Source organism: Streptomyces sp. SX-6 (genome assembly GCF_059089585.1).
In genome coordinates this window covers 239,668-258,285 of the sequence record NZ_JBTHHU010000005.1, presented here as the reverse complement: position 1 = coordinate 258,285, position 18,618 = coordinate 239,668, and the positions used below count along the sequence as shown (strand labels likewise).

Here is an 18,618-nt window from a genome sequence, read left to right as displayed (position 1 = left end):
AGAACCCGCCGCGGCCCTCCTCCCGCAGGACTGACAAGGAGCGAATCCCATGCGCATCGTGATCAGTGAGTTCATGAGCCTCGACGGCGTAGTACAGGCACCGGGCGGAGCCGAGGAGGACACCGACGGCGGCTTCGCCCACGGCGGTTGGTCGCACCCGTTCTTCGACCCGGAGGTGCTCGGCAGCGCCATCGGCGAGGCGATGGCCAGCACCGAGGCGCTGCTGTTCGGCCGCCGCACCTGGCAGACGATGGCCGCGGCATGGCCCGAGCGCGCCGGCGACCCGTTCGCCGACCAGATGAACGCCATCCCGAAGTACGTCGTCTCCCGCACGCTCGGCGACGGCGACCTGACGTGGAACAACACCACCCGCATCGACGGCGACGAGGCCGTGGCCCGCATCCGCGAACTGCGCCGCACCGACGGTGGCGACCTGCTCGTCATGGGCAGCCCCACGCTCGTCCGCACTCTCCTGAGCGAGGGTCTGGTCGACGAACTCCGGCTCATGATCATGCCGGTGCTCCTCGGCGGCGGCAAGAGACTCTTCCCCGACGACGGCACCCTGCGCACGCTCGAGCTGGTCTCCACGACCACCAGCGGCACGACGGGCACGAACGTGTGCGTGTACCGGCCGGTGGCGTAGGCCGGGCAGCGGAAGTGGGCTTCTCTTGCCGCTGATCGCGCCTAGACTCGGCGACATGAGCGAGAGGGTGAGTTTCCAGATCATTTACACACCCGATGAGGGTGGTTACAACGCCCTGGAACCAGTGACCGGTACGACCAGCTGGGGCGAGACGCTCGACGAAGCCCGGGCAATGATCACGGAAGCGCTGGAGCTGTACTTCGCGGAGACCGCGGACGATGCCGATACACGGCGAGACATCGACGCCGCCACTCATGCTGTGACCGGTTCTGTCAGCGTCCAGGTCGCGTGATGCCACCGCTTCCACAGATCAGCAGCAGTGCCCTCATCAAGGCGCTGTGTCGGCTTGGCTTCACCGAGCGTCGGGGCAAGGGATCTCACACCGTCCTGCGCCAGGGCGCGGTGGTGGTCGTCGTCCCTCACCGCAATCCTGTACCGCGCGGGACGCTCGCCAATGTGCTGCGGCAGGCGCAGATCACCCCGGAGGAGCTTCGGAAGGTGCTGTGAGCGTGGGCCCGTCGCCAACTGGTGCATCGCCGGGGAACAAGCGCCTGCCCTTCGGTCACTGGCACGGTGGCCGGTAGGGCCGGTCCGGTAGATCGACGCCCGCGAAGGCCCGGGCGACGGCGAGGAATTCGCTGTCCGGGCTGAAGCCGAGCGAGTAACGACACGATCCGGATCGCCTACGAAGACCTCGGCGGCACGGGCGGTGACCCGCTCCTGCTGGTCATGGGGCTGGGCACCTCGCGCTTCTGGTGGCCGGACGTCCTGGTCGGCGAGCTGGTGCGCCGCGGCTTCCACGTCGTGGCGTACGACCAGCGCGACGTGGGCGAGTCCGACCGCCTCCCCGCCCGTCGCGTCGGCCCGCCGTTCAAGGCCCTGCTGCAACGCAGGGCGCCGTCCTACGGTGCCGAGGACCTGACCGACGGCGCGATCGCCGTCATGGACGCCGTCGGCTGGGAACGCGCCCACCTCTTCGGCCACTCGATGGGCGGACTGGTCGCCCAGCGCACCGCACTGCGCCACCCGCACCGCGTGCTGACCCTGGCCACCTCCTCGGCCGTCCCCAGCGACGCCGGGAACCTGAGCGTCCTGCGCCACCTGCGCCTGTCGGCGATCGCCCGCTTCGCCCGACTGCAAGCCCCTCAAACCCCCTGCGACGACCTGGAGTTGGCGGTCTCCATCGCCCGTATCCTGACCCCGCGTGGCCACCAGGCCGGCGAACAGGACGTATGCGAGTTCGTGGCCAAGGAGGCCGCGCACAACGTCCCCGGCTTCCGTGACCAGCAGGCGCAAAGCAGCCAGATCGGAGCGAAATGGCACGGCGGCCCGCTCGCCGGGATCGCCGTGCCGACCCTGGTGATGCACGGCGCGCAGGACCCACTGGTACGTGTCACCGCCGCGCGCACCATCGCCGCCGCCGTCCCCGGCGCCCGCCTGGTCACCCTGCCCGACGTCGGCCACTTCCTCCCCCGCCACGCCTGGGCCACGTACGCCACCGAACTCCGCGCACACGCGGACAGGCGGGTGCTGCCGCATGGTTGATCAGGCTTCGTCCTCCAGCACGCTCGCGCAGGATTCGCATACCCGGTCGGCGTACTCCGAGGGGTACCACGGGGAATCCGGATGCTCCGCGGGCTGCCACGCGGACCTCTCCATGGCGAAGGTGTCCTTGCCGCAGAACGTCCGAGGGCCGGGGCAAGACGGTTCCTCGGGGGAGCCGGGTGCCGCATGCACCACTGTCCGGTCGAGCGCGTACACGACGATGATCTCCATGCGCCGACCGTAAACGCTCGGCAGCCGCGTCTGCGGTAGCCGACCCGTCAGGCGCGGTCCTTCCGCACCACCAGCCGAAGGCCGCCGGCCTCGTCGGTCACGGTGCGGTCGGCCAACGGCGCGTGCAGTCTTGTGCTGACCGGCATGAGGGCCATAAGCGCAGGACAAGGGTCGCCGTCTCGCCCTAGGTGCTCGGTGCTGAGCGTGAGACGGACCGTCGTGGGCGTCTCGGCGGATACCAGGCGGGGCTTCTGGCATCCGCCGTACTCTTCGGCGACCGTGAGGGTGCGGCCGTCCGCACCCACCATTACGGGGCGTGTTATCGACCTTTCCCGACCGGAGTCATGCGACGCCTGGCTTCGAGCGGCGCCGCCGCATCCGGCTGTTGCGGCCAACAGAACGGTTACACATGCGAGAGTGCGAGTGCGCTTCATACCGCTGAGATGTATGGCGCCCGTTTGCGGTTTCGGCCCGTCCGTCACGAGGCAACAGACAAGCACCAACCAGCAGTTACTCTCCGGCTGCAGCGATGAGGATCCGCGCCAGTTCGCGCGGCTGGGAGAACATCGGCCAGTGACCGGTGTCCATCTCGACAAGCCGCCACCGCTCGCCGGCCAGCAGCTCGGCCACGTCGTCGCCGGGCTCGCCGTCGCCGAGCAGGCATGCGATGTACGTCGCCGGAAGTTCACCGAGCGGCCGCGCCAGCACGGCGGGCTCGGTCAGCGTGGCCCCCGGATGCGGAGTCGAGCCGTCCACGATCCGTGCGATCTGCTCATCGGTGAGGCCCTGGCCGTCGTAATGGGCCGCGGGCACGCACGGCCAGAATCCGCCGTTCTCGGCGATCGATGCCTTCACCATCGCCCCACCGTCCGGCCAGTCGGACACGAACGCCTCGCCATCGGCCGGAACACTGGAGTCGACGAACACCACGCGAGCCAGCCGGTCGCCGATCCGCTCCGCGGCCTGACCGACCGGGATGCCCGCGTAGCTGTGACCCGCCAGGACCACGTCGCGCAGATCCCGGCGTTCAACCTCGTCGACGATGTCCCGGACGTGGGTCTGCTGCCCGGCCGGCACACCCCGCTTGTCGGCAAGCCCGGACAGCGTCAACGGGTGAACGCCGTGGCCGGCCGCACGCAGATACGGCACCACGTCGTCCCACGCCCACGCCCCGAGCCGGGCGCCTGCAACCAGCACGAAATTCGCCATGGCCGCACCGTAGCGGAGCCCCGGGCCACCTCCCCGCCACTGCAGATCGGCGGACGGTCGTCCGGCGGTGGGTCGGCGTTGCTGGAGGGTGATCTCCAGGCTGCGGGCGCCGCAGCCTGTCTCGTGGAGGGGTTGTGGAGGGGTTACTGTCCGCCGAGGTAGTCGGTCTGTGAGGCGATCCGGCCTCCGCGCAGTTGGAGGATGGTGCAGAAGGTGGCGGTGACCGGCTGTCCGGCCGGGGGCAGGGCCGGGTGCGCCCCTGAGCTGGTGCCCGCGAAGTTGTACTCGAGGGCGACGGCGTCCCCCTCGGCGATGACCCGCTTGAGGGTCAGCACCCGGTCCGGAACCGCGCCCGCGTACTCCCGGACATGGTCCACGAAGGCGTCCCGGCCGGTGAAAGCGAGCCCGAAGGCCCCGCAGGTATAGACGACATCGTCGGTGAACACGGCCCCGAACCGGTCGAAGTCCTGCTGGTTGTAGGCGTCCGCCCACTCGTGAACGAGCTCGTTGATGTCCATGGTGCTGCTCATGACTGCCGGCCTTTCCGTACCTCGTGAAGTCGTACGGAAAGGCTGACATCCATATAGGGCGGTTCGCGTCCTATATCCCCGAAGTTACCTATCGGTCGGATATGGGACGTGTCCTGTCCTATATGGAGTCCATGCTTCCGCTATGACTTCTCAGGACAACACCAGGACCACAGGCGGGAGCACGGGCATGGGTGAGGGAAAGACGCTGGCCGGAAAGGTCGCGCTGATCGCTGGAGCGACCCGGGGCGCGGGCCGGGCCATGGCCGTCGAACTCGGGCGGACCGGGGCCACCGTATACGTGACCGGCCGCACCACACACGGCGGCGGGGCGAGCGAGACAGGGCGCCCGGCAGAGACCATCGAGCAGACCGCCGACCTGGTCACCGCGGCCGGCGGCCAAGGCATCGCGGCCGTCGTCGACCACCTCCAGCCGGAGCAGGTGCGGGAGCTGATCGAGCGCATCGACCGGGAACAGGGACACCTGGACGTACTCGTCAACGCCGTCTGGGGCGGCGACGCCCTCGTCGAGCACGGCAAGAAGATGTGGGAATGCGACATGGACAAGGGGCTGCGCATGTGGCGGCTCGGCGTCGAGACCCACTTCGTCACCAGCCGCTACGCCCTGCCGCTGATGATCCGCCGGCCCGGTGGCCTGGTGGTGGAGATGACCGACGGTACGGAGGAGTTCAACCGCCGCTACCGTGCGCCGTTCTACTACGACCTGGCCAAGTACGCGCCGATCAGGATGGCCAAGGCCCTGGCGGAGGAGGCCGGCGAGTACGGCTGCACCGCGGTGAGCCTCACCCCCGGTTTTATGCGGACCGAGGCGGTGCTGGAGATGTTCGGGGTGAGCGAGGAGAACTGGCGCGACGGCTGCAAGACCGACCCCACCTTCGCGATGTCCGAGACCCCCGCCTACGTCGCCCGCGCCGTAGCGGCGCTCGCCGCCGACCCGGATGTGGCCCGCTTCAACGGCAGTTCGCAGTCCGCCGGGGCCCTGGCCAAGGAGTACGGCTTCACCGACGCCGACGGCTCCTCCCCGGACCCCGCACGGTACTTCGAGGAGTTCATGACGACCGGCAAGGCCCCTGACCCTGCCGACTACCGCTGACCACCGCGTGGGCCCCGGAACCCGGGGCTCACGCCGGACCGGAATGCGAAGGAGGTGTCTCCCATGACTCCGGGGGATGTCGCGGAGTTCGCCATGGGGCTGCCGGAGGCGACGGAGGGCGAACCCGGGCCGGGGATGACCCTGTTCAAGGTCGGCGGCAAGATCTTCGCCATCCTGACGGAGGCCAGTGCCTCGCGCCCGGAGCAGGTGACGCTCAAGAGCGACCCCGAGTCCGCCCTGCACCTGCGTGAGCAGTACCCGGCCGTGGGCCCCAGCTTCTACGCGCGCCTGCGGCACTGGAACACCGTGGTCCTGGACGGCACCGTGCCCGACGACGAACTCGCCGACATGATCGAGTACTCCTGGGAACGCGTCGTGGCCGGACTGCCCCGCGCCACCCGCGACCGCCTGCGTACGCTCCATCGGCACCGGCCGTAACTCTCCCGTCGGTCGGAGCCCGGCGTTCGTTCCGGGGTGCGTGGCCGGTGGCGGCGGTGACTCAGCTGAACTCCCGTCGTACGCACCCGCATTGGATACGCGTCCTGAATCGCCACTCAAGACGGCAGCGATCCTGCGGGGCGTGTGACATGGGGAAACAACCCCTTCCCGCCCCGCGAGGTTCGGGGGCCGGGCACGGTCGGCTGCTGCTGGGAGGCGTTACGCCTTCTTGGTCTCCCAGAAGATCTTGTCGATCTCCGCGATCAGCTCCAGCGCCTTCTCGCCCGTCTTCGGGTCGGTGGACGCCTTCGCGGCGCTCAGCGCCTTCAGGGTGTCATTGACCAGCTGGTGCAGCTGGGGGTACTTCTCGAAGTGCGGGGCCTTGAAGTAGTCGCTCCACAGCACGGAGATGTGGTGCTTGGCCAGCTCCGCGCGCTGCTCCTTGATGATCGTCGCGCGGGCGCGGAAATGCTCGTCCTCGTTGGCCTGGTACTTCTCCTGGACTGCCTTGACCGACTCGGCCTCGATGCGGGCCTGGGCCGGGTCGTACACGCCGCAGGGGAGGTCGCAGTGGGCGCTGACCTTTACCTTGGGGGCGAACAGGCGGGAAAGCATGAATACGCTTCCTTCCTCGTGATCGTCTTCTCAGGTGCGAGATTACTCGGTGTGGGAAGGCTTTTCCCGGGCGCCCCGGGGTGCTTAGGGCAAAAGTCCAATGCCAGCCTGGGACCAAGGGACTGGGTGCGAGAACGGACCGGGAGTGAGGTGCCGAGGTGCAGGAGCAACTGGACGAACGCGGACAGGAGCTGGACCGCGAGCGTCGTGGTCTGCTGCGGATCGGACTGGCCGAGGTCTACAACCCGTCGATGGTTCCGACGCTGAACCCCGGGGACCAGCTGGTGGTGCAGTACGGGGCGGCGGTGCGGCCGGGTGACGTGGTCGTGGTGCGGCATCCGTTCCGGCAGGATCTGCTGATCGTCAAGCGTGCGGTGGAGCGGCGCGACGGCGGCTGGTGGGTGATGGGGGACAACCCGTTGGTCGAGAACGACAGCCGCGAGTTCGGCACGGTGCCGGACGAGCTCGTGGTGGCCCGGGGCTGGATCCGGCTGCGGCGGCCGCCGCAGCCGGGGCAGCGGTCGGCGGGGGCGCTGCTGGCGTGGGTGCTCACGGCCGTGCGGCCGGTGCGGGGCGTCGGCTATGCCGGGCGTTCGCTCTCGCGGCGCTTGCGGGCGCGGTAGGCGGCGACGTTGGCGCGGGTGGCGCAGCGGTCGGAGCAGTAGCGGCGCGAGCGGTTGGTCGAGGTGTCGAGGTAGGAGTTGCGGCACGGTGCGGCCTGGCAGATGCCGAGGCGGTCGACGCCCAGTTCCGTGAGGTGGACGGCGAGGCCCATCGCGGCCGTCGCCGTGTAGCCGGCCGCGGCGCTGGTGGCGTGGTCGGCGATGTGCATGTGCCACTTGGGGCGGCCGTCCTCGTCGCGGAACTCGTGCCCGGAGATCTGGGGGCTGACGGGGAACTCCATCAGCACCGCGTTGAGCAGGTCCACGGCCCGTACCTCGTCGTCCTCGTCCGCCGCCTCGAAGACGGCGCGCAGCCGGGTCCGTACGGCGCGCAGCCGGGTGACGTCGCTGTCGGTCAGGCGCCGGGCCATCTGCGAGCTCTCGCCGAAGAGTTCGCGGGCGGCGTCGACGGAGGTGAGCGTGTCCGTGCCGCGGGCGGGTTCCTCGGTGTTGACCAGCCGCACGGCGTAGTCCGAGTAGAGGGACAGTTCCATGTGGGGTCCGTATCAGTAAGGGACGTTGTAGAAACGAGGGTATTACGTTTCGGGACGAAACGGGGAGGGTGCCGGCGGTAATGGGTCTATGGCTATTGCGGTCGTTACTCGGCCGGGGTTACCGTCCTGGGTAATGGGTGAATGCCTATTGGGGGCATTACCGCGTTACCCGATGACGAGTGGGAGGCATCGCCATGACGGAGACCATCCCGGGCGCGGACTGGGGTCGGTGGCAGGCCAGTTGGGACCGTCAGCAGGAGTGGTACCTGCCCGACCGCGAGCAGCGGTTCGGGGTCATGCTCGACATGGTCGAGGCGTTCGCCGGTACCGAGCCGCGGGTGCTCGACCTCGCCTGCGGTACGGGGTCGATCTCGGCCCGGGTGCTGAAGCGCTTCCCGGGGGCCGACTCCACCGGGGTCGACCTCGACCCCGCGCTGCTGACGATCGCCCGCGGCACCTTCGCCGGTGACGGCCGGGTGCGGTTCGTGGCGGCGGACCTGACGGACCCGGCCTGGCCGGAGAAGCTGCCGTACGACAGCTACGACGCCGTGCTCACGGCGACCGCCCTGCACTGGCTCTACGCCGACCCGCTGCGCACGCTCTACGGGCAACTGGCCGGCCTGGTGCGCGAGGGCGGCGTCTTGATGAACGCCGACCACATGCCCGGTGGGTCCACCCCGCGCATCGACGAGGCCGTGGGCGCCTTCCGGCATGCGAGGCGGGAGTGGGGGCGGCAGGAGGAAGGAGCGCTCACCTGGGAGAAGTGGTGGGAGCTCGCCGCCGCGGACCCGGTGCTGGCCGGTCCCACGGCCGAACGCATGGAGATCTACGGCCAGTTGCACGCCGATGGCGACATGCCGTCCGCCGAGTGGCATGCGTGTGCGCTCCGCGAGGCGGGTTTCGGCGAGGCACGGCCGGTGTGGTGCTCGCCGGCGGACACGATGGTGCTGGCGGTGAAGTAGCGAAGGCGGTACGGGTCCTCCGGGCCCGTACCGCCACCGCCCGCTCACAGCACCTTGGACAGGAACGCCTGCGTCCGCTCGTGCTGGGGGTTGGCGAGGACGTCGCGCGGGGCACCCGACTCGACGACGACGCCGTTGTCCATGAAGACGAGCGAGTCGCCGACCTCGCGGGCGAAGCCCATCTCGTGGGTGACCACGATCATCGTCATGCCTTCCTCGGCGAGGCGGCGCATGACGTCGAGGACCTCGCCCACGAGCTCCGGGTCGAGGGCGGAGGTCGGCTCGTCGAAGAGCATCAGCTTGGGCTCCATCGCCAGCGCGCGGGCGATGGCGACGCGCTGCTGCTGGCCGCCGGAGAGCTGGGAGGGGTAGTTGCCCCCCTTGTCCCCGAGGCCGACGCGGTCGAGCAGTTCGGCGGCGCGTTCACGGGCGACGGACTTGCTCTCGCGCTTGACCTGGACCGGCGCCTCCATGACGTTCTCCAGCGCCGTCATGTGCGGGAACAGGTTGAAGCGCTGGAAGACCATGCCGATGTCGCGGCGCTGGGCGGCGACTTCGCGGTCCTTGAGCTCGTAGAGCTTGTTGCCCTGCTGCCGGTAGCCGACCAGGTCGCCGTCGACGTACAGCCGGCCGGCGTTGATCTGCTCCAGGTGGTTGATGCAGCGCAGGAAGGTCGACTTGCCGGAACCGGACGGGCCGATCAGGCAGAAGACCTCGCGCGGGGCGACTTCGAGGTCGATGCCCTTGAGGACTTGGACAGCGCCGAAGGACTTGTGGACGCCCTCGGCCTTCACCATCGCGGTGGCGGTCATGCGGTACCTCCGGCGCTGCGGTTGCCGAACGAGAGCAGGTTGGCCTTGACGATCTTCTGCCAGGGCGTGGGCGGCAGCTGCCGCAGCGATCCGCGTGCGTAGCGCCGCTCGAGGAAGTACTGGCCGACGCTGAGCACGCTGGTGAGCACCAGGTACCAGGCGGCGGCGACGAAGAGCATCTCCACCGTCGCACCGGACGTCTGGCCGATGTTGGTGGCGGCCTGGAGCAGGTCGTAGTACTGCACGGCGATGACCAGCGACGTGGTCTTGAGCATGTTGATGAACTCGTTGCCGGTCGGCGGCACGATGACCCGCATCGCCTGCGGCAGGACGACCCGGCGGAGCGTCTTGGTGTGGCTCATGCCGAGCGCGTGTGCCGCCTCGGTCTGGCCCTCGTCGACGGACTGGATGCCGGCCCGGCAGATCTCCGCCATGTACGCCGCCTCGTTCAGGCCGAGCCCCAGCAGGGCGGCCAGGAACGGCGTCATGAAGTGGGACCAGTAGTCCTTGTAGAACGGCATCAGGTTGATGTACTCGAAGACCAGGCCGAGGTTGAACCAGAGCAGCAGCTGCACATAGACGGGCGTGCCGCGGAAGAACCAGATGTAGCCCCACGCGATGGAGGACGTGACCGGGTTCTTGGACAGACGCATCACGGCCAGGATGATGCCGAGGACCACACCCACGACCATGGAGAGAATCGTGATGGTGATGGTGTTGCGGACGCCCTTGAGGACATTGCCGTCGAAGAAGTAGTCCGGAACGGCATTCCAGTTGATCTTGCCCTGGGCGAAGGCGTTGATCAGCGCCGCCAGTACGGCGAGTGCGATGACCGCGGCGATCCAGCGGCCGTAGTGGCGTACCGGGATGGCCTTGATGGCCTCTGGAGGTGCGGTGGCGGAAGGGGCGGAGGGGGTGTCCTCCGGCTTATCCGCGGGGTCGTTGTTCGTGGTCACGGGCGTGGCCTTTCAGCGGGCGATATGCGCGATACGGGGCTTGAAACGCCGGTCAGGAACCGCCGTTGACCTTGGCTTCCTTGATCGCGCCCGCGTTGACGCCCCACTTGTCGAGGACCTTCGCGTACTCGCCGTTCTTGATGATGTTGTCCATGGCGGCCTTGATCGCGTCCCGCAGCTGCGTCTTCTCCTTGGGCACGGCCATGCCGTACGGGGCCGCCTCGACCTGGTCGCCGACCATTTCGAAGTCGTTGCCGCCGCCGGAGGTCTTCACCGCGTACGCGGTGACGGGGAAGTCGCTGAGCCCGGCGTCCGCGCCGCCGCTGCGCAGGCGGGTCTGGGCCAGGATGTCGGTGTCGTACGCCTCGTAGGAGAGCTTCTTGTCGCCGCACTTGGCCTGCTGCTTCTTGAGCATGTCCTCGGAGACCGTGCCGCGCTGCGCGACGACCTTCTTGCCGCACAGGTCGTCGAGGCTCTTGATGCCCTGGGTCTTGCCCTTCGGGGTGTACATCGAGACGCCGGCCTGGAAGTAGTCGACGAAGTCGACGCCCGGGCCGACCTTGGCCTTCTTCTCCGGGTCGACACCGTTCTGGCGGTCCTTGGTGTCGGTCATCGAGGACATCGCGATGTCGTACCGACTGGAGCGCAGGCCCGCCATCAGCGAGTCGAACTTGGAGTTGTTGAACTCGAACTTGACGCCCAGCTCCTTGCCGAGGGCGTCGGCGATGTCCGGGTCCACGCCGGCGGTCTTGCCGTCCTTGACGAATTCCATCGGCGGGTAGGCGATGTCCGAGCCGACCTTGATGACCTTCGAGGACTTGATGTCCTGGGGCAGCTTGTCGAAGAGGGGCGCCGAGGCACCGCTCGACGCCTCGCTGCCGCCGCCGTCGGACTTCTTGGTCTGGTCGCCACAGCCGGTCAGCAGCAGGGCGCCTGCGACCGCTATCGCGCCGGCGGCGGCCAAACGACTCCTGGCGGCAGCCGGGCGGGGGGTGGTGCTTGCGGTCATTGCTGGTTCCTCCTGCGGGTGAGGGGATTAACCGACTCTCGAACACTGCACGCGAAACGTCCGTTCCCAGGCCGAAAGCACACTTCGACGTGTACCGCGACCTCGGTGGTTTCGGGCATCTTGCCATCCGGACGGCCCCGTTCGGAGGGCCAACCATGTCAAAATCGGATAACGGGTGATCCCCGTACGGCGCAGGCCCGTTCGGGTCCCGCCATTTCCGGCAGTCGCTGTGATCGTCTTCGTGGCGAGATGTATCTCACGAGCCGTGTGTCTCACCGATTGGACGGGTACGTCGGCCGAGCCGGAACTCGTTCGTCGACCGCGACGCCCATCCGGTAGAAAGACGAGTCACACCCCTACCCGGGGCCAGGGCGCGCAAGTGCGGCGTGCCCGTCGTCCGTACTGCGATGCGCAGCGACCGCTCACCGGCCGGTCGAGGACATGCGCCCGATCCGTCCTTGAGCAGGGACGGCTACCCTCGATGGCAATTACTGACAAAGGGGTCAACAAAAGTGGCAGCGGAGATCGTGAATCCTCGCAGTGAGAGCGGCATGGACGACGAGGGGCGGGGCGAGCTCTTCGACCCGGCCTTCGCGCTCCACCGGGGCGGCAAGATGGCCGTCCAGGCAACCGTTCCAATGCGGAACAGGGACGACCTGTCCCTCGCCTACACGCCGGGCGTCGCCCGGGTGTGCAGCGCGATTGCCGAGCGTCCGGAGCTCGTCCACGACTACACCTGGAAGTCCCAGGTCGTGGCCGTGGTGACGGACGGCAGCGCGGTGCTCGGACTCGGGGACATCGGCCCGGAGGCATCCCTGCCCGTGATGGAGGGCAAGGCCATCCTCTTCAAGCAGTTCGGCGGCGTCGAGGCGGTGCCGATCGCGCTCGACTGCCGGGAGGTCGACGAGATCGTCGAGACGGTCGCCCGGCTCGCGCCCTCCTTCGGCGGCATCAACCTGGAGGACATCTCCGCGCCGCGCTGCTTCGAGGTCGAGCGCAAGCTCCAGGAGCGCGTCGACATCCCGGTCTTCCACGACGACCAGCACGGCACCGCCGTCGTCACGCTCGCCGCACTTCGCAACGCCGCGAAGCTGACGCAGCGGACGCTCGGCGACCTCCGCGCGGTGATCTCGGGCGCGGGCGCGGCCGGAGTCGCGATCGCCCGCATCCTGGTCGGGGCGGGCATCGGCGACGTGGTCGTGTGCGACCGCAAGGGCATCGTGTCGGCCGACCGTACGGACCTGACCGACGTCAAGCGCGAGCTCGCCTCGTTCACCAACAAGGCCGGCCGCTCCGGTTCCCTGGCGGCCGCCCTGGACGGTGCCGACGTCTTCATCGGCGTCTCCGGCGGCACGGTGCCGGAGGAGGCCGTGGCCACCATGGCGAAGGACGCGATGATCTTCGCGATGGCCAACCCGAATCCGGAGATCCACCCGGACGTGGCCCACAAGTACGCGGCGGTCGTCGCCACGGGCCGGTCCGACTACCCGAACCAGATCAACAACGTCCTCGCCTTCCCCGGCATCTTCGCCGGCGCGCTCCAGGTGCGGGCCTCGCGCATCACCGAGGGCATGAAGCTCGCCGCCGCCGAGGCGCTGGCGGCGGTGGTCGCGGACGAGCTGAGCGCGGACTGCGTCATCCCGTCGCCGTTCGACGAGCGGGTCGCCCCCGCAGTGACCGCCGCCGTCGCCGAGGCGGCACGCCGGGACGGCGTGGCACGCCGCTGAGGCTGATGCGCCGCTGAGGCGTACGGGGCCGGAGTGCGTCCTGGACGGTACGCGGCGGGCGGGGCTAGGTTCGGATCATGTTCGCCGCCTATGCCGCCCGCATCGACCGTGACCAGCCGCTCTCCGGCCTCGAGTTGGGGGAGCGTCCCGAGCCGGAGGTGCGGCCCGGCTGGATGAAGGTCACCGTCAAGGCCGCCGCTCTCAACCACCACGACCTCTGGTCGCTGCGCGGCGTCGGGCTCGACGAGGAGGCGCTGCCGATGATCCTCGGCTGTGACGCCGCCGGGATCGACGAGGACGGCAACGAGGTCGTCGTGCACCCCGTCATCGGCCAGACCGGCCACGGCGTGGGCCCGCGCGAGCCGCGCTCCATCCTCACCGAGCGCTACCAGGGCACGTTCGCCGAGCGCGTCGCCGTGCCCGTGTGGAACGTACTGCCCAAGCCGAAGGGGCTGTCCTTCGAGGAGGCGGCCTGCCTGCCGACCGCGTGGCTGACCGCCTACCGGATGCTGTTCACCAACGCGGACGTCCGGCCCGGCCAGTCCGTCCTGGTGCAGGGCGCCGGTGGCGGCGTGGCCACCGCGGCCATCGCGCTGGGCGCGGCGGCCGGGCTGCGGGTGTTCGCCACCAGCCGGGATGCCGTCAAGCGGGCGCGTGCGGTGGAGCTGGGCGCGGAGGCGGCGTACGAGCCGGGTGCGCGGCTGCCGCACCGTGTCGACGCCGTCATCGAGACTGTGGGCGCCGCCACGTGGTCGCACTCGGTCAAGTCGCTCAAGCCGGGCGGCACGCTCGTCATCTCCGGTGCGACGAGCGGTCCCAACCCGCCCTCGGCCGAGCTCAACCGGATCTTCTTCCTGGAACTCAAGGTCGTCGGCTCGACCATGGGTACGAAGGAGGAGCTCGCCGATCTGCTGAGCTTCTGCGCCGCGACCGGCGTACGGCCGGTCATCGACTCGGTGCTGCCGCTGGACCGGGCGCGCGAAGGCTTCGAAAAGATGGCCGAGGGCGAGCTGTTCGGCAAGGTCGTGCTGACGGTATGAACCGTGCATGCGGATGCCGCGTGCGCGATGGGTCGTGTCGGGGGTCGTTCTCGCACTGCTGACGTTTGCCGTGCCGCGGGTTGAAGCTGTCGCGGGTGGGATCCCGCCGTTGACCGATGACTCCGGTCGGATCCTCACCCTGCGCGGCTGGAACCTCGCCGACAAGACGCACCGTGGTGCGGAGGCCTTGAACGACATCACGGAGCGCCATCTGCGCGACATGGCCGCACACGGCTTCAACTTCGCGCGGCTCGCGGTCTTCTGGGACGACCTCGAGCCGCGGCGGGGGCGGTACAGCGAGCACTACCTGCGGAGGATCAGGCGCGTCCTGGACTGGGCCGCCCGCTACCGGATCCGGGTCGTCCTCGACGCGCACCAGGACGTCTACGGGCCGGCGTTCGGCTCGCACCGCGGCATCCCCGAGTGGGCCACGCGGAGCGAGGGGCTGCCGTATGAGCCGCATCCCGGGGACTGGTTCTCCGAGTACTACGAGCCTTCCGTGCAGGCCGCGTTCGAGCACCTCTACGAGGACGCGGATCTCCGGCGTGCGCAGGAGCGGATGTGGCAGGTGCTCGCGCTGCGGTTCCGGCACCATCCGGCTGTCCTGGGGTACGACCTGATCAACGAGCCGATGGGCAGGCTGCGTTCGGGCGAGGACCTGCCGGCGGCTGCGCGCCGGATCGAGACCACGCAGATCACGGCGATGTACGGACGTCTCGCGTCCGCGATCCGCCGGGTGGACCGCAGGCACTGGCTGTTCGTGGAACCCACGCCGATCGTGGGCGAGGGCTTCCCGACGGCACTCGGCCGGATCCGCGACCCCAAGGTCGTCTACTCCCCGCACTTCTACAACACCGCGATGGAGGTCGGGGCCGACTACGACCCCGGTGCGGGGTGGATCGAGGCCTACGAGGCGGCTGTGGTGCGGTATCCGCGGGAGCGGCAGGTTCCGGTGGTGGTGGGGGAGTGGGGTCCGCCGGACAGCACGTTGCCGCACATGCGGCGCTACTACGCGGACGCGATGGCCTCGCTGGGGCGGTACGGCTCCGGGTGGGCGGGGTGGCTTTGGTGCTACGGCGGTGCGTACTGCGCGCTCGACGGTGCCGGGCGCTTCCAGCGGCACAAGGAGACCACGGCACGGCCGTACGCGGCTGCGGTCGCGGGGGTGGTGCAGGGGGAGTCGTACGAGCCGGGGAGATATGAGCTTCAGTACGAACTGGGGCGTGGTGTCACGGAGTTGTCGCTGCCGCCGGTGGGGCGGGGGTGGCGGGTGACGGTCGCCGGCCCGGCGTGGGCGAGTGCGGAGATTGTGCGGCCAGGGGTGCGGGGTGTGGTGTGGGTGCGGGGGGTTGGGGTGGGTGGCGTGGTGCGGGTGGTGGCGGAGGAGGTTTCTCCCTCACCCCGCCCCTTCCCGTAACCGGGGGCTTCGCCCCCTGGGCCCCCCGCAACGCGGCTCCGCCGCGTTGGTCCTCAATCGCCGGACGGGCTGGTTTTTCGCGCCCGCGCTGGATTTTCGGCGCGAGCCACAAAATCCCGCGAGCTATGCAATCCAGCCGGGCCCGGCACTATCAAGCCCGTCCGGCGATTGAGGACGAGCGGCGAAGCCGCGACAAGCGGGGTCCGGGGGCGGAGCCCCGGGGAACGGTGGAAGGGCGGGACCGGGGCACCCTCACCCAGCCGGCGGACGGAGCACACCCGCCACCTTCTCCGCCGCCTCCGCCAAATGCCCCCGTACCTCCGCCAGTTGCGCAGGCGTCAGCCCGCCGTCGCGTGCCGCGTCGCGGATCTCGTCGCGGAAGCGGTCGAGGAGGCGGTCCAAGTCGCGGGCCGGGTCCTTGGAGAGGGTGTCGTCGGCCGTGGCCCACTCGGGGCGGGTGGTGCGCGCGCCGCGGGCCTGGCCCGCGAGGGAACCGAGCTCGCGGGCGAGGGCGTTGACGCCCTCGGCCAGGCCTGTCGGCCAGTCGCCGCGCTGCGCGTGCTCCTTGACCTGGTCCTGCACCCGGTCCTTGATGCGCAGCACCTCCTCGCGCAGATGGTCCTGCACCTCCCGCGCCTGCCGGCGCGCCTGCTGCGCGTCCTGTCGGGCGCGGCGGCTCTCCTCCTTCGCCCGGCGGGCCTGCTCCTTCCAGGAGCCGGTGAAGTAACCGGAGCCGGACCCGGAGCCGGAACCGGTATCCGTGCGGGCCACACGCGCGGCCTCCCGCATCTCGCGCCGCAGATCGCCCGCCGCACCGCGGACGTCCTCGCGGATGTCAGCGGCGAGGGCGGAGACGGAGTCCTGGATCTCCAGCTCCAGCTCGGCCAGTTCGCCCTGCCGGTCGGCGAGTTCGGCGCGGCCGGCCTCGGTGATGGAGTACACCTTGCGGCCGCCCTCGGTGGCATGGGTGACCAGGCCCTCGGCCTCGAGCTTGGCGAGGCGCGGATAGACCGTGCCGGCGGACGGCGCGTACAGCCCCTGGAAGCGCTCCTCGAGCTGGCGGATGATCTCGTAGCCGTGGCGCGGGGTCTCGTCGAGGAGCTTGAGGAGGTACAGGCGCAGCCGGCCGTGGGCGAAGACGGGAGGCATCAGAGGACCTTTCCCTGGGCAGGGGAGTCGGGGGCGTCGTCGGGCTCGTCCTGCGCCGGGGGCCTGCGCAGCAGCGCGAGCGCGCCGGAGACGGTGGTGACCTTGAGGCTGCCGTTGCCCTCGCCGAGCCGCCCGGTGATCCGGCGGGCGCCCCACGCGCCGGTGACGCGCAGGTCGTCGAAGGAGCAGGAGACCGCGCCGCTCGTGGTGTTGGCGTCCACGCTGGCGTCGGCGGACTGGGGCAGCCGGATGGCGACGTCGCCCGAGACGGTGGTGAGGCCGAGGGAGGGGCTGCGCCCGGAGGCGGACAGGTCGACGACCATGTTGCCGCTGACGGAGTCGGCCCGCACCGCTCCGCCCGCGCTGTCGACGAGCGTGAGGTCGCCGGAGACGGAGTTGAAGCGCAGGTCGCCGCCGAGGGCCTGGGCCTCGAGGCCGCCGGAGACGGTATTGGCGTTGACGTCCCCGGTCAGGCGGACGAGCGTGGTGTCGCCGGAGACGCTGCGCACCTTGGTGGGCGCGGTGATGCCGGAGATCACCGCCGCCGCGCGGACGACGCCGACCTCGACCCTGGCGTCGGTCGGCACGGCGAGGGTGACGTCCACGCTGCGGCGCCAGTTCCTGCCGTCGAACCACCCCCAGTTGAGGAAGTGCTGCCAGGTGACGTCGTCATAGCCGACGTCGATCCGGCCCTCCTCATGGGTGACGACTAGCGGGGGGCCGTCGATGGCGGACAGTTCGAGCCGGGCGGGACCGCTGTCCGTACCCACGACATTGACCGTGCCGTTGACAAGGCGCACGTTCAGCGCCGTGACCGGGCCTTCGAAGGCGAGTTTCTGCGGTTCTGCGAGCGACCACTGCGACGGGGTGGGCATGAGGGCCTCCTGGTGCGCTGTACGACTGCGCTGTACGACTAGGACGCAACATATCGCGTTTCCCATCAACACGATATATCGCGGATTGGGGAAGTCAAGGCCGACGGTGTGGCTTAGCGTTGACGCATGTCCGCTATCGATCACACCCCCGCGGCGGGGATCCTGCTGCTCTGCCGGGCCACGCCCGACCGTGTCCGCCCCGCCGCGCAGCTGTTGCGCCGGCCGCTGCTCCTGGCCCCGGCGGGGGAGGGGTGGAGCGTGCTGGTGCCCGCGGAGGAGTCCTGGCGGGAGAACGGCTCGAACCTCGCCGCGGTCACGGCGGACTGGGCGAGCGCCCTGACCACGGCCGAGACCTGGCCCGCGGTCGGGCTGTGGTGGGACGCGGACGGCGCCGGCTTCGTGGTGGCGGCGGGCTTCCGCCGCACCGTCGGCTACACCTGGCTCGCGGACGGCACCCCGCTCGGAGGCGACGAGGCGATGACCGCGCTGCGCGCCCGCCTCGGCCTGGACCCCGTGCTCGACGGCGCCGCCTTCGACCGGCTGAGCCTGCCGGACTCCGACGCCGACGCCCCCGCCCGGGTGCTCGGCCTGATCGCGGTCCTCGCCCGTGCGGGACTCTCGCTCGGCCAGGGCCTGGGCCCCGGCATGAGCGCCACGCGGCTGTGCGAGGCCGCCGGGGCGCTTCAGGACGCGGAAGCGGTGGACTGGCCGGGCTGGCGCACCGCCGTACGGTCCGGCCTGGCGACGGACCACAGCGTCCTCGGCACCTGGACCCAGGGGCCGCGCGCACGGGCCATCGGCGCCGCGGAGATCGCCGCGGGCGTCGGGGTGCTGGTGTACGCCCGCCGCGGCGGCGGCACACGGCGGCGCTGGCGCGCGGTCGGTGCCGCGCTCGTCGCGGACGGGGTGCTGACGCTCGCGTACGACCGGTGGCGGCAGGCCGTCCGCTCGTAAGCCGTTACTCGTCGTCGTCCTCGTCGTCGAGTCGCGCCAGCCACGTGGCCAGGCGCTCGACCGGGACCTCGAAGTCCGGGTTGAGGTCGACGAACGTACGCAGCTGTTCGGCCACCCAGCCCAGGCTGACCTCCTCCTCGCCCCGCCGGTTCTCCAGCTCTTCGATGCCGCGGTCGGTGAAGTACAACGCTCTCTCCGTCAGATGTGCAGGTGCTCGGCCGGACCTTCGTCCCCAGGAT

22 protein-coding genes and 1 pseudogene are annotated in these 18,618 nt (G+C 70.0%); 12 read left to right on the top strand and 11 right to left on the bottom strand.

Features of this window, described 5'->3' with window-relative positions:
• The first annotated feature begins 49 nt into the window (after window positions 1-49).
• The 4 genes from ACV530_RS08805 to ACV530_RS08790 all read left to right on the top strand — a co-directional run bounded on the left by ACV530_RS08805 (window position 50) and on the right by ACV530_RS08790 (window position 2,188).
• On the top strand, window positions 50-643 hold the full coding sequence (locus ACV530_RS08805; RefSeq protein ID WP_494331724.1) for a dihydrofolate reductase family protein: 594 nt from the start codon (window positions 50-52) through the stop codon (window positions 641-643).
• A gap of 55 nt (window positions 644-698) precedes the next feature.
• A complete protein-coding gene (locus ACV530_RS08800) occupies window positions 699-935 on the top strand; it encodes a type II toxin-antitoxin system HicB family antitoxin (RefSeq protein WP_494331723.1) in 237 nt (78 codons plus the stop codon).
• A complete protein-coding gene (locus ACV530_RS08795; RefSeq protein WP_494331722.1) occupies window positions 935-1,150 on the top strand; it encodes a type II toxin-antitoxin system HicA family toxin in 216 nt (71 codons plus the stop codon). Before ACV530_RS08800 ends, ACV530_RS08795 begins: the two co-directional genes overlap by 1 nt.
• A gap of 222 nt (window positions 1,151-1,372) precedes the next feature.
• Window positions 1,373-2,188, top strand: coding sequence for an alpha/beta fold hydrolase (locus tag ACV530_RS08790; RefSeq protein ID WP_494331721.1), 816 nt, complete (start codon window positions 1,373-1,375; stop codon window positions 2,186-2,188).
• On the opposite strand, the gene ACV530_RS08785 is transcribed toward ACV530_RS08790, so the two are convergent.
• The 3 genes from ACV530_RS08785 to ACV530_RS08775 all read right to left on the bottom strand — a co-directional run bounded on the left by ACV530_RS08785 (window position 2,189) and on the right by ACV530_RS08775 (window position 4,158).
• Window positions 2,189-2,419 carry a hypothetical protein gene (locus tag ACV530_RS08785; protein ID WP_494331720.1) on the bottom strand — a complete coding sequence of 77 codons (231 nt, stop codon included), beginning with the start codon at window positions 2,417-2,419 and terminating at the stop codon, window positions 2,189-2,191.
• Window positions 2,420-2,929: 510 nt separating this feature from the next.
• Entirely contained in the window at window positions 2,930-3,628 is a 699-nt protein-coding gene (locus ACV530_RS08780) for an alpha/beta fold hydrolase (protein ID WP_494331719.1), read from the bottom strand.
• Window positions 3,629-3,771: 143 nt separating this feature from the next.
• Window positions 3,772-4,158: an ester cyclase gene (locus tag ACV530_RS08775; RefSeq protein ID WP_494331718.1), complete on the bottom strand. Its 387-nt coding sequence runs from the start codon at window positions 4,156-4,158 to the stop codon at window positions 3,772-3,774.
• Between the two features lie 142 nt (window positions 4,159-4,300).
• Between ACV530_RS08775 and ACV530_RS08770 the strand changes: the two genes are divergently transcribed.
• Together ACV530_RS08770 and ACV530_RS08765 are read left to right on the top strand one after the other, a co-directional pair.
• Window positions 4,301-5,269 carry an SDR family oxidoreductase gene (locus tag ACV530_RS08770; RefSeq protein WP_494331717.1) on the top strand — a complete coding sequence of 323 codons (969 nt, stop codon included), beginning with the start codon at window positions 4,301-4,303 and terminating at the stop codon, window positions 5,267-5,269.
• A gap of 63 nt (window positions 5,270-5,332) precedes the next feature.
• Window positions 5,333-5,707: an MmcQ/YjbR family DNA-binding protein gene (locus tag ACV530_RS08765; protein ID WP_494331716.1), complete on the top strand. Its 375-nt coding sequence runs from the start codon at window positions 5,333-5,335 to the stop codon at window positions 5,705-5,707.
• 219 nt (window positions 5,708-5,926) lie between these two features.
• Here the strand turns inward: ACV530_RS08765 and sodN are convergent, their stop codons facing one another.
• Entirely contained in the window at window positions 5,927-6,322 is a 396-nt protein-coding gene (sodN, locus tag ACV530_RS08760; RefSeq protein ID WP_494331715.1) for a superoxide dismutase, Ni, read from the bottom strand.
• A gap of 158 nt (window positions 6,323-6,480) precedes the next feature.
• Here sodN and sodX point away from each other — a divergent pair, with 158 nt between their 5' ends.
• Window positions 6,481-6,945, top strand: coding sequence for a nickel-type superoxide dismutase maturation protease (gene sodX / locus ACV530_RS08755; protein ID WP_494331714.1), 465 nt, complete (start codon window positions 6,481-6,483; stop codon window positions 6,943-6,945).
• Here the strand turns inward: sodX and ACV530_RS08750 are convergent.
• Window positions 6,906-7,478: pseudogene (locus tag ACV530_RS08750) on the bottom strand (CGNR zinc finger domain-containing protein); the annotation flags it as partial. The gene sodX and the pseudogene ACV530_RS08750 overlap by 40 nt on opposite strands.
• Before the next feature lie 194 nt (window positions 7,479-7,672).
• Between ACV530_RS08750 and ACV530_RS08745 the strand changes: the two are divergent.
• Window positions 7,673-8,440, top strand: a complete 768-nt coding sequence (locus ACV530_RS08745) for a class I SAM-dependent methyltransferase (RefSeq protein ID WP_494331713.1) — start codon at window positions 7,673-7,675, stop codon at window positions 8,438-8,440.
• A gap of 44 nt (window positions 8,441-8,484) precedes the next feature.
• Here ACV530_RS08745 and ACV530_RS08740 read toward each other — a convergent pair whose 3' ends face one another.
• The 3 genes from ACV530_RS08740 to ACV530_RS08730 are packed head-to-tail and all read right to left on the bottom strand — an operon-like array spanning window position 8,485 to window position 11,217.
• Window positions 8,485-9,252, bottom strand: coding sequence for an amino acid ABC transporter ATP-binding protein (locus ACV530_RS08740; protein ID WP_494331712.1), 768 nt, complete (start codon window positions 9,250-9,252; stop codon window positions 8,485-8,487).
• A complete protein-coding gene (locus ACV530_RS08735; protein WP_494331711.1) occupies window positions 9,249-10,208 on the bottom strand; it encodes an amino acid ABC transporter permease in 960 nt (319 codons plus the stop codon). Before ACV530_RS08735 ends, ACV530_RS08740 begins: the two co-directional genes overlap by 4 nt.
• A 52-nt stretch (window positions 10,209-10,260) precedes the next feature.
• Entirely contained in the window at window positions 10,261-11,217 is a 957-nt protein-coding gene (locus tag ACV530_RS08730; protein WP_494331710.1) for an ABC transporter substrate-binding protein, read from the bottom strand.
• A 512-nt stretch (window positions 11,218-11,729) separates the two neighbouring features.
• Between ACV530_RS08730 and ACV530_RS08725 the strand changes: the two genes are divergently transcribed.
• The 3 genes from ACV530_RS08725 (at window position 11,730) to ACV530_RS08715 (ending at window position 15,401) form a co-directional block, all read left to right on the top strand.
• A complete protein-coding gene (locus ACV530_RS08725; RefSeq protein ID WP_494331709.1) occupies window positions 11,730-12,944 on the top strand; it encodes an NAD(P)-dependent malic enzyme in 1,215 nt (404 codons plus the stop codon).
• Window positions 12,945-13,021: 77 nt separating this feature from the next.
• A complete protein-coding gene (locus tag ACV530_RS08720) occupies window positions 13,022-13,984 on the top strand; it encodes a zinc-binding dehydrogenase (RefSeq protein ID WP_494331708.1) in 963 nt (320 codons plus the stop codon).
• Window positions 13,985-13,997: 13 nt separating this feature from the next.
• Entirely contained in the window at window positions 13,998-15,401 is a 1,404-nt protein-coding gene (locus tag ACV530_RS08715) for a cellulase family glycosylhydrolase (protein ID WP_494331791.1), read from the top strand.
• Between the two features lie 252 nt (window positions 15,402-15,653).
• Here the strand turns inward: ACV530_RS08715 and ACV530_RS08710 are convergent, their stop codons facing one another.
• Both ACV530_RS08710 and ACV530_RS08705 read right to left on the bottom strand, forming a co-directional pair.
• The gene (locus ACV530_RS08710) at window positions 15,654-16,550 is read right to left on the bottom strand and encodes a PadR family transcriptional regulator (protein WP_494331707.1); all 897 of its coding nucleotides are present in this window, start codon (window positions 16,548-16,550) and stop codon (window positions 15,654-15,656) included.
• On the bottom strand, window positions 16,550-17,425 hold the full coding sequence (locus tag ACV530_RS08705) for a DUF4097 family beta strand repeat-containing protein (RefSeq protein WP_494331706.1): 876 nt from the start codon (window positions 17,423-17,425) through the stop codon (window positions 16,550-16,552). Before ACV530_RS08705 ends, ACV530_RS08710 begins: the two co-directional genes overlap by 1 nt.
• A gap of 126 nt (window positions 17,426-17,551) precedes the next feature.
• Between ACV530_RS08705 and ACV530_RS08700 the strand changes: the two genes are divergently transcribed.
• Entirely contained in the window at window positions 17,552-18,379 is an 828-nt protein-coding gene (locus tag ACV530_RS08700; RefSeq protein WP_494331705.1) for a hypothetical protein, read from the top strand.
• Window positions 18,380-18,383: 4 nt separating this feature from the next.
• Here the strand turns inward: ACV530_RS08700 and ACV530_RS08695 are convergent, their stop codons facing one another.
• Window positions 18,384-18,566 (bottom strand): DUF6104 family protein, encoded by a 183-nt coding sequence (locus tag ACV530_RS08695; protein WP_215085132.1) that lies wholly within the window; start codon window positions 18,564-18,566, stop codon window positions 18,384-18,386.
• Window positions 18,567-18,618: the final 52 nt, after the last annotated feature.

Coding starts and splice junctions, on each gene's coding strand:
- ACV530_RS08805 (WP_494331724.1), top strand. CDS start 50: ATGCGCATCGTGATCAGTGAGTTCATGAGCCTCGACGGCGTAGTACAG.
- ACV530_RS08800 (WP_494331723.1), top strand. CDS start 699: ATGAGCGAGAGGGTGAGTTTCCAGATCATTTACACACCCGATGAGGGT.
- ACV530_RS08795 (WP_494331722.1), top strand. CDS start 935: ATGCCACCGCTTCCACAGATCAGCAGCAGTGCCCTCATCAAGGCGCTG.
- ACV530_RS08790 (WP_494331721.1), top strand. CDS start 1,373: ATGGGGCTGGGCACCTCGCGCTTCTGGTGGCCGGACGTCCTGGTCGGC.
- ACV530_RS08785 (WP_494331720.1), bottom strand. CDS start 2,419: ATGGAGATCATCGTCGTGTACGCGCTCGACCGGACAGTGGTGCATGCG.
- ACV530_RS08780 (WP_494331719.1), bottom strand. CDS start 3,628: ATGGCGAATTTCGTGCTGGTTGCAGGCGCCCGGCTCGGGGCGTGGGCG.
- ACV530_RS08775 (WP_494331718.1), bottom strand. CDS start 4,158: ATGAGCAGCACCATGGACATCAACGAGCTCGTTCACGAGTGGGCGGAC.
- ACV530_RS08770 (WP_494331717.1), top strand. CDS start 4,301: ATGACTTCTCAGGACAACACCAGGACCACAGGCGGGAGCACGGGCATG.
- ACV530_RS08765 (WP_494331716.1), top strand. CDS start 5,333: ATGACTCCGGGGGATGTCGCGGAGTTCGCCATGGGGCTGCCGGAGGCG.
- sodN (WP_494331715.1), bottom strand. CDS start 6,322: ATGCTTTCCCGCCTGTTCGCCCCCAAGGTAAAGGTCAGCGCCCACTGC.
- ACV530_RS08745 (WP_494331713.1), top strand. CDS start 7,673: ATGACGGAGACCATCCCGGGCGCGGACTGGGGTCGGTGGCAGGCCAGT.
- ACV530_RS08740 (WP_494331712.1), bottom strand. CDS start 9,252: ATGACCGCCACCGCGATGGTGAAGGCCGAGGGCGTCCACAAGTCCTTC.
- ACV530_RS08730 (WP_494331710.1), bottom strand. CDS start 11,217: ATGACCGCAAGCACCACCCCCCGCCCGGCTGCCGCCAGGAGTCGTTTG.
- ACV530_RS08720 (WP_494331708.1), top strand. CDS start 13,022: ATGTTCGCCGCCTATGCCGCCCGCATCGACCGTGACCAGCCGCTCTCC.
- ACV530_RS08715 (WP_494331791.1), top strand. CDS start 13,998: ATGCCGCGTGCGCGATGGGTCGTGTCGGGGGTCGTTCTCGCACTGCTG.
- ACV530_RS08710 (WP_494331707.1), bottom strand. CDS start 16,550: ATGCCTCCCGTCTTCGCCCACGGCCGGCTGCGCCTGTACCTCCTCAAG.
- ACV530_RS08705 (WP_494331706.1), bottom strand. CDS start 17,425: ATGCCCACCCCGTCGCAGTGGTCGCTCGCAGAACCGCAGAAACTCGCC.
- ACV530_RS08700 (WP_494331705.1), top strand. CDS start 17,552: ATGTCCGCTATCGATCACACCCCCGCGGCGGGGATCCTGCTGCTCTGC.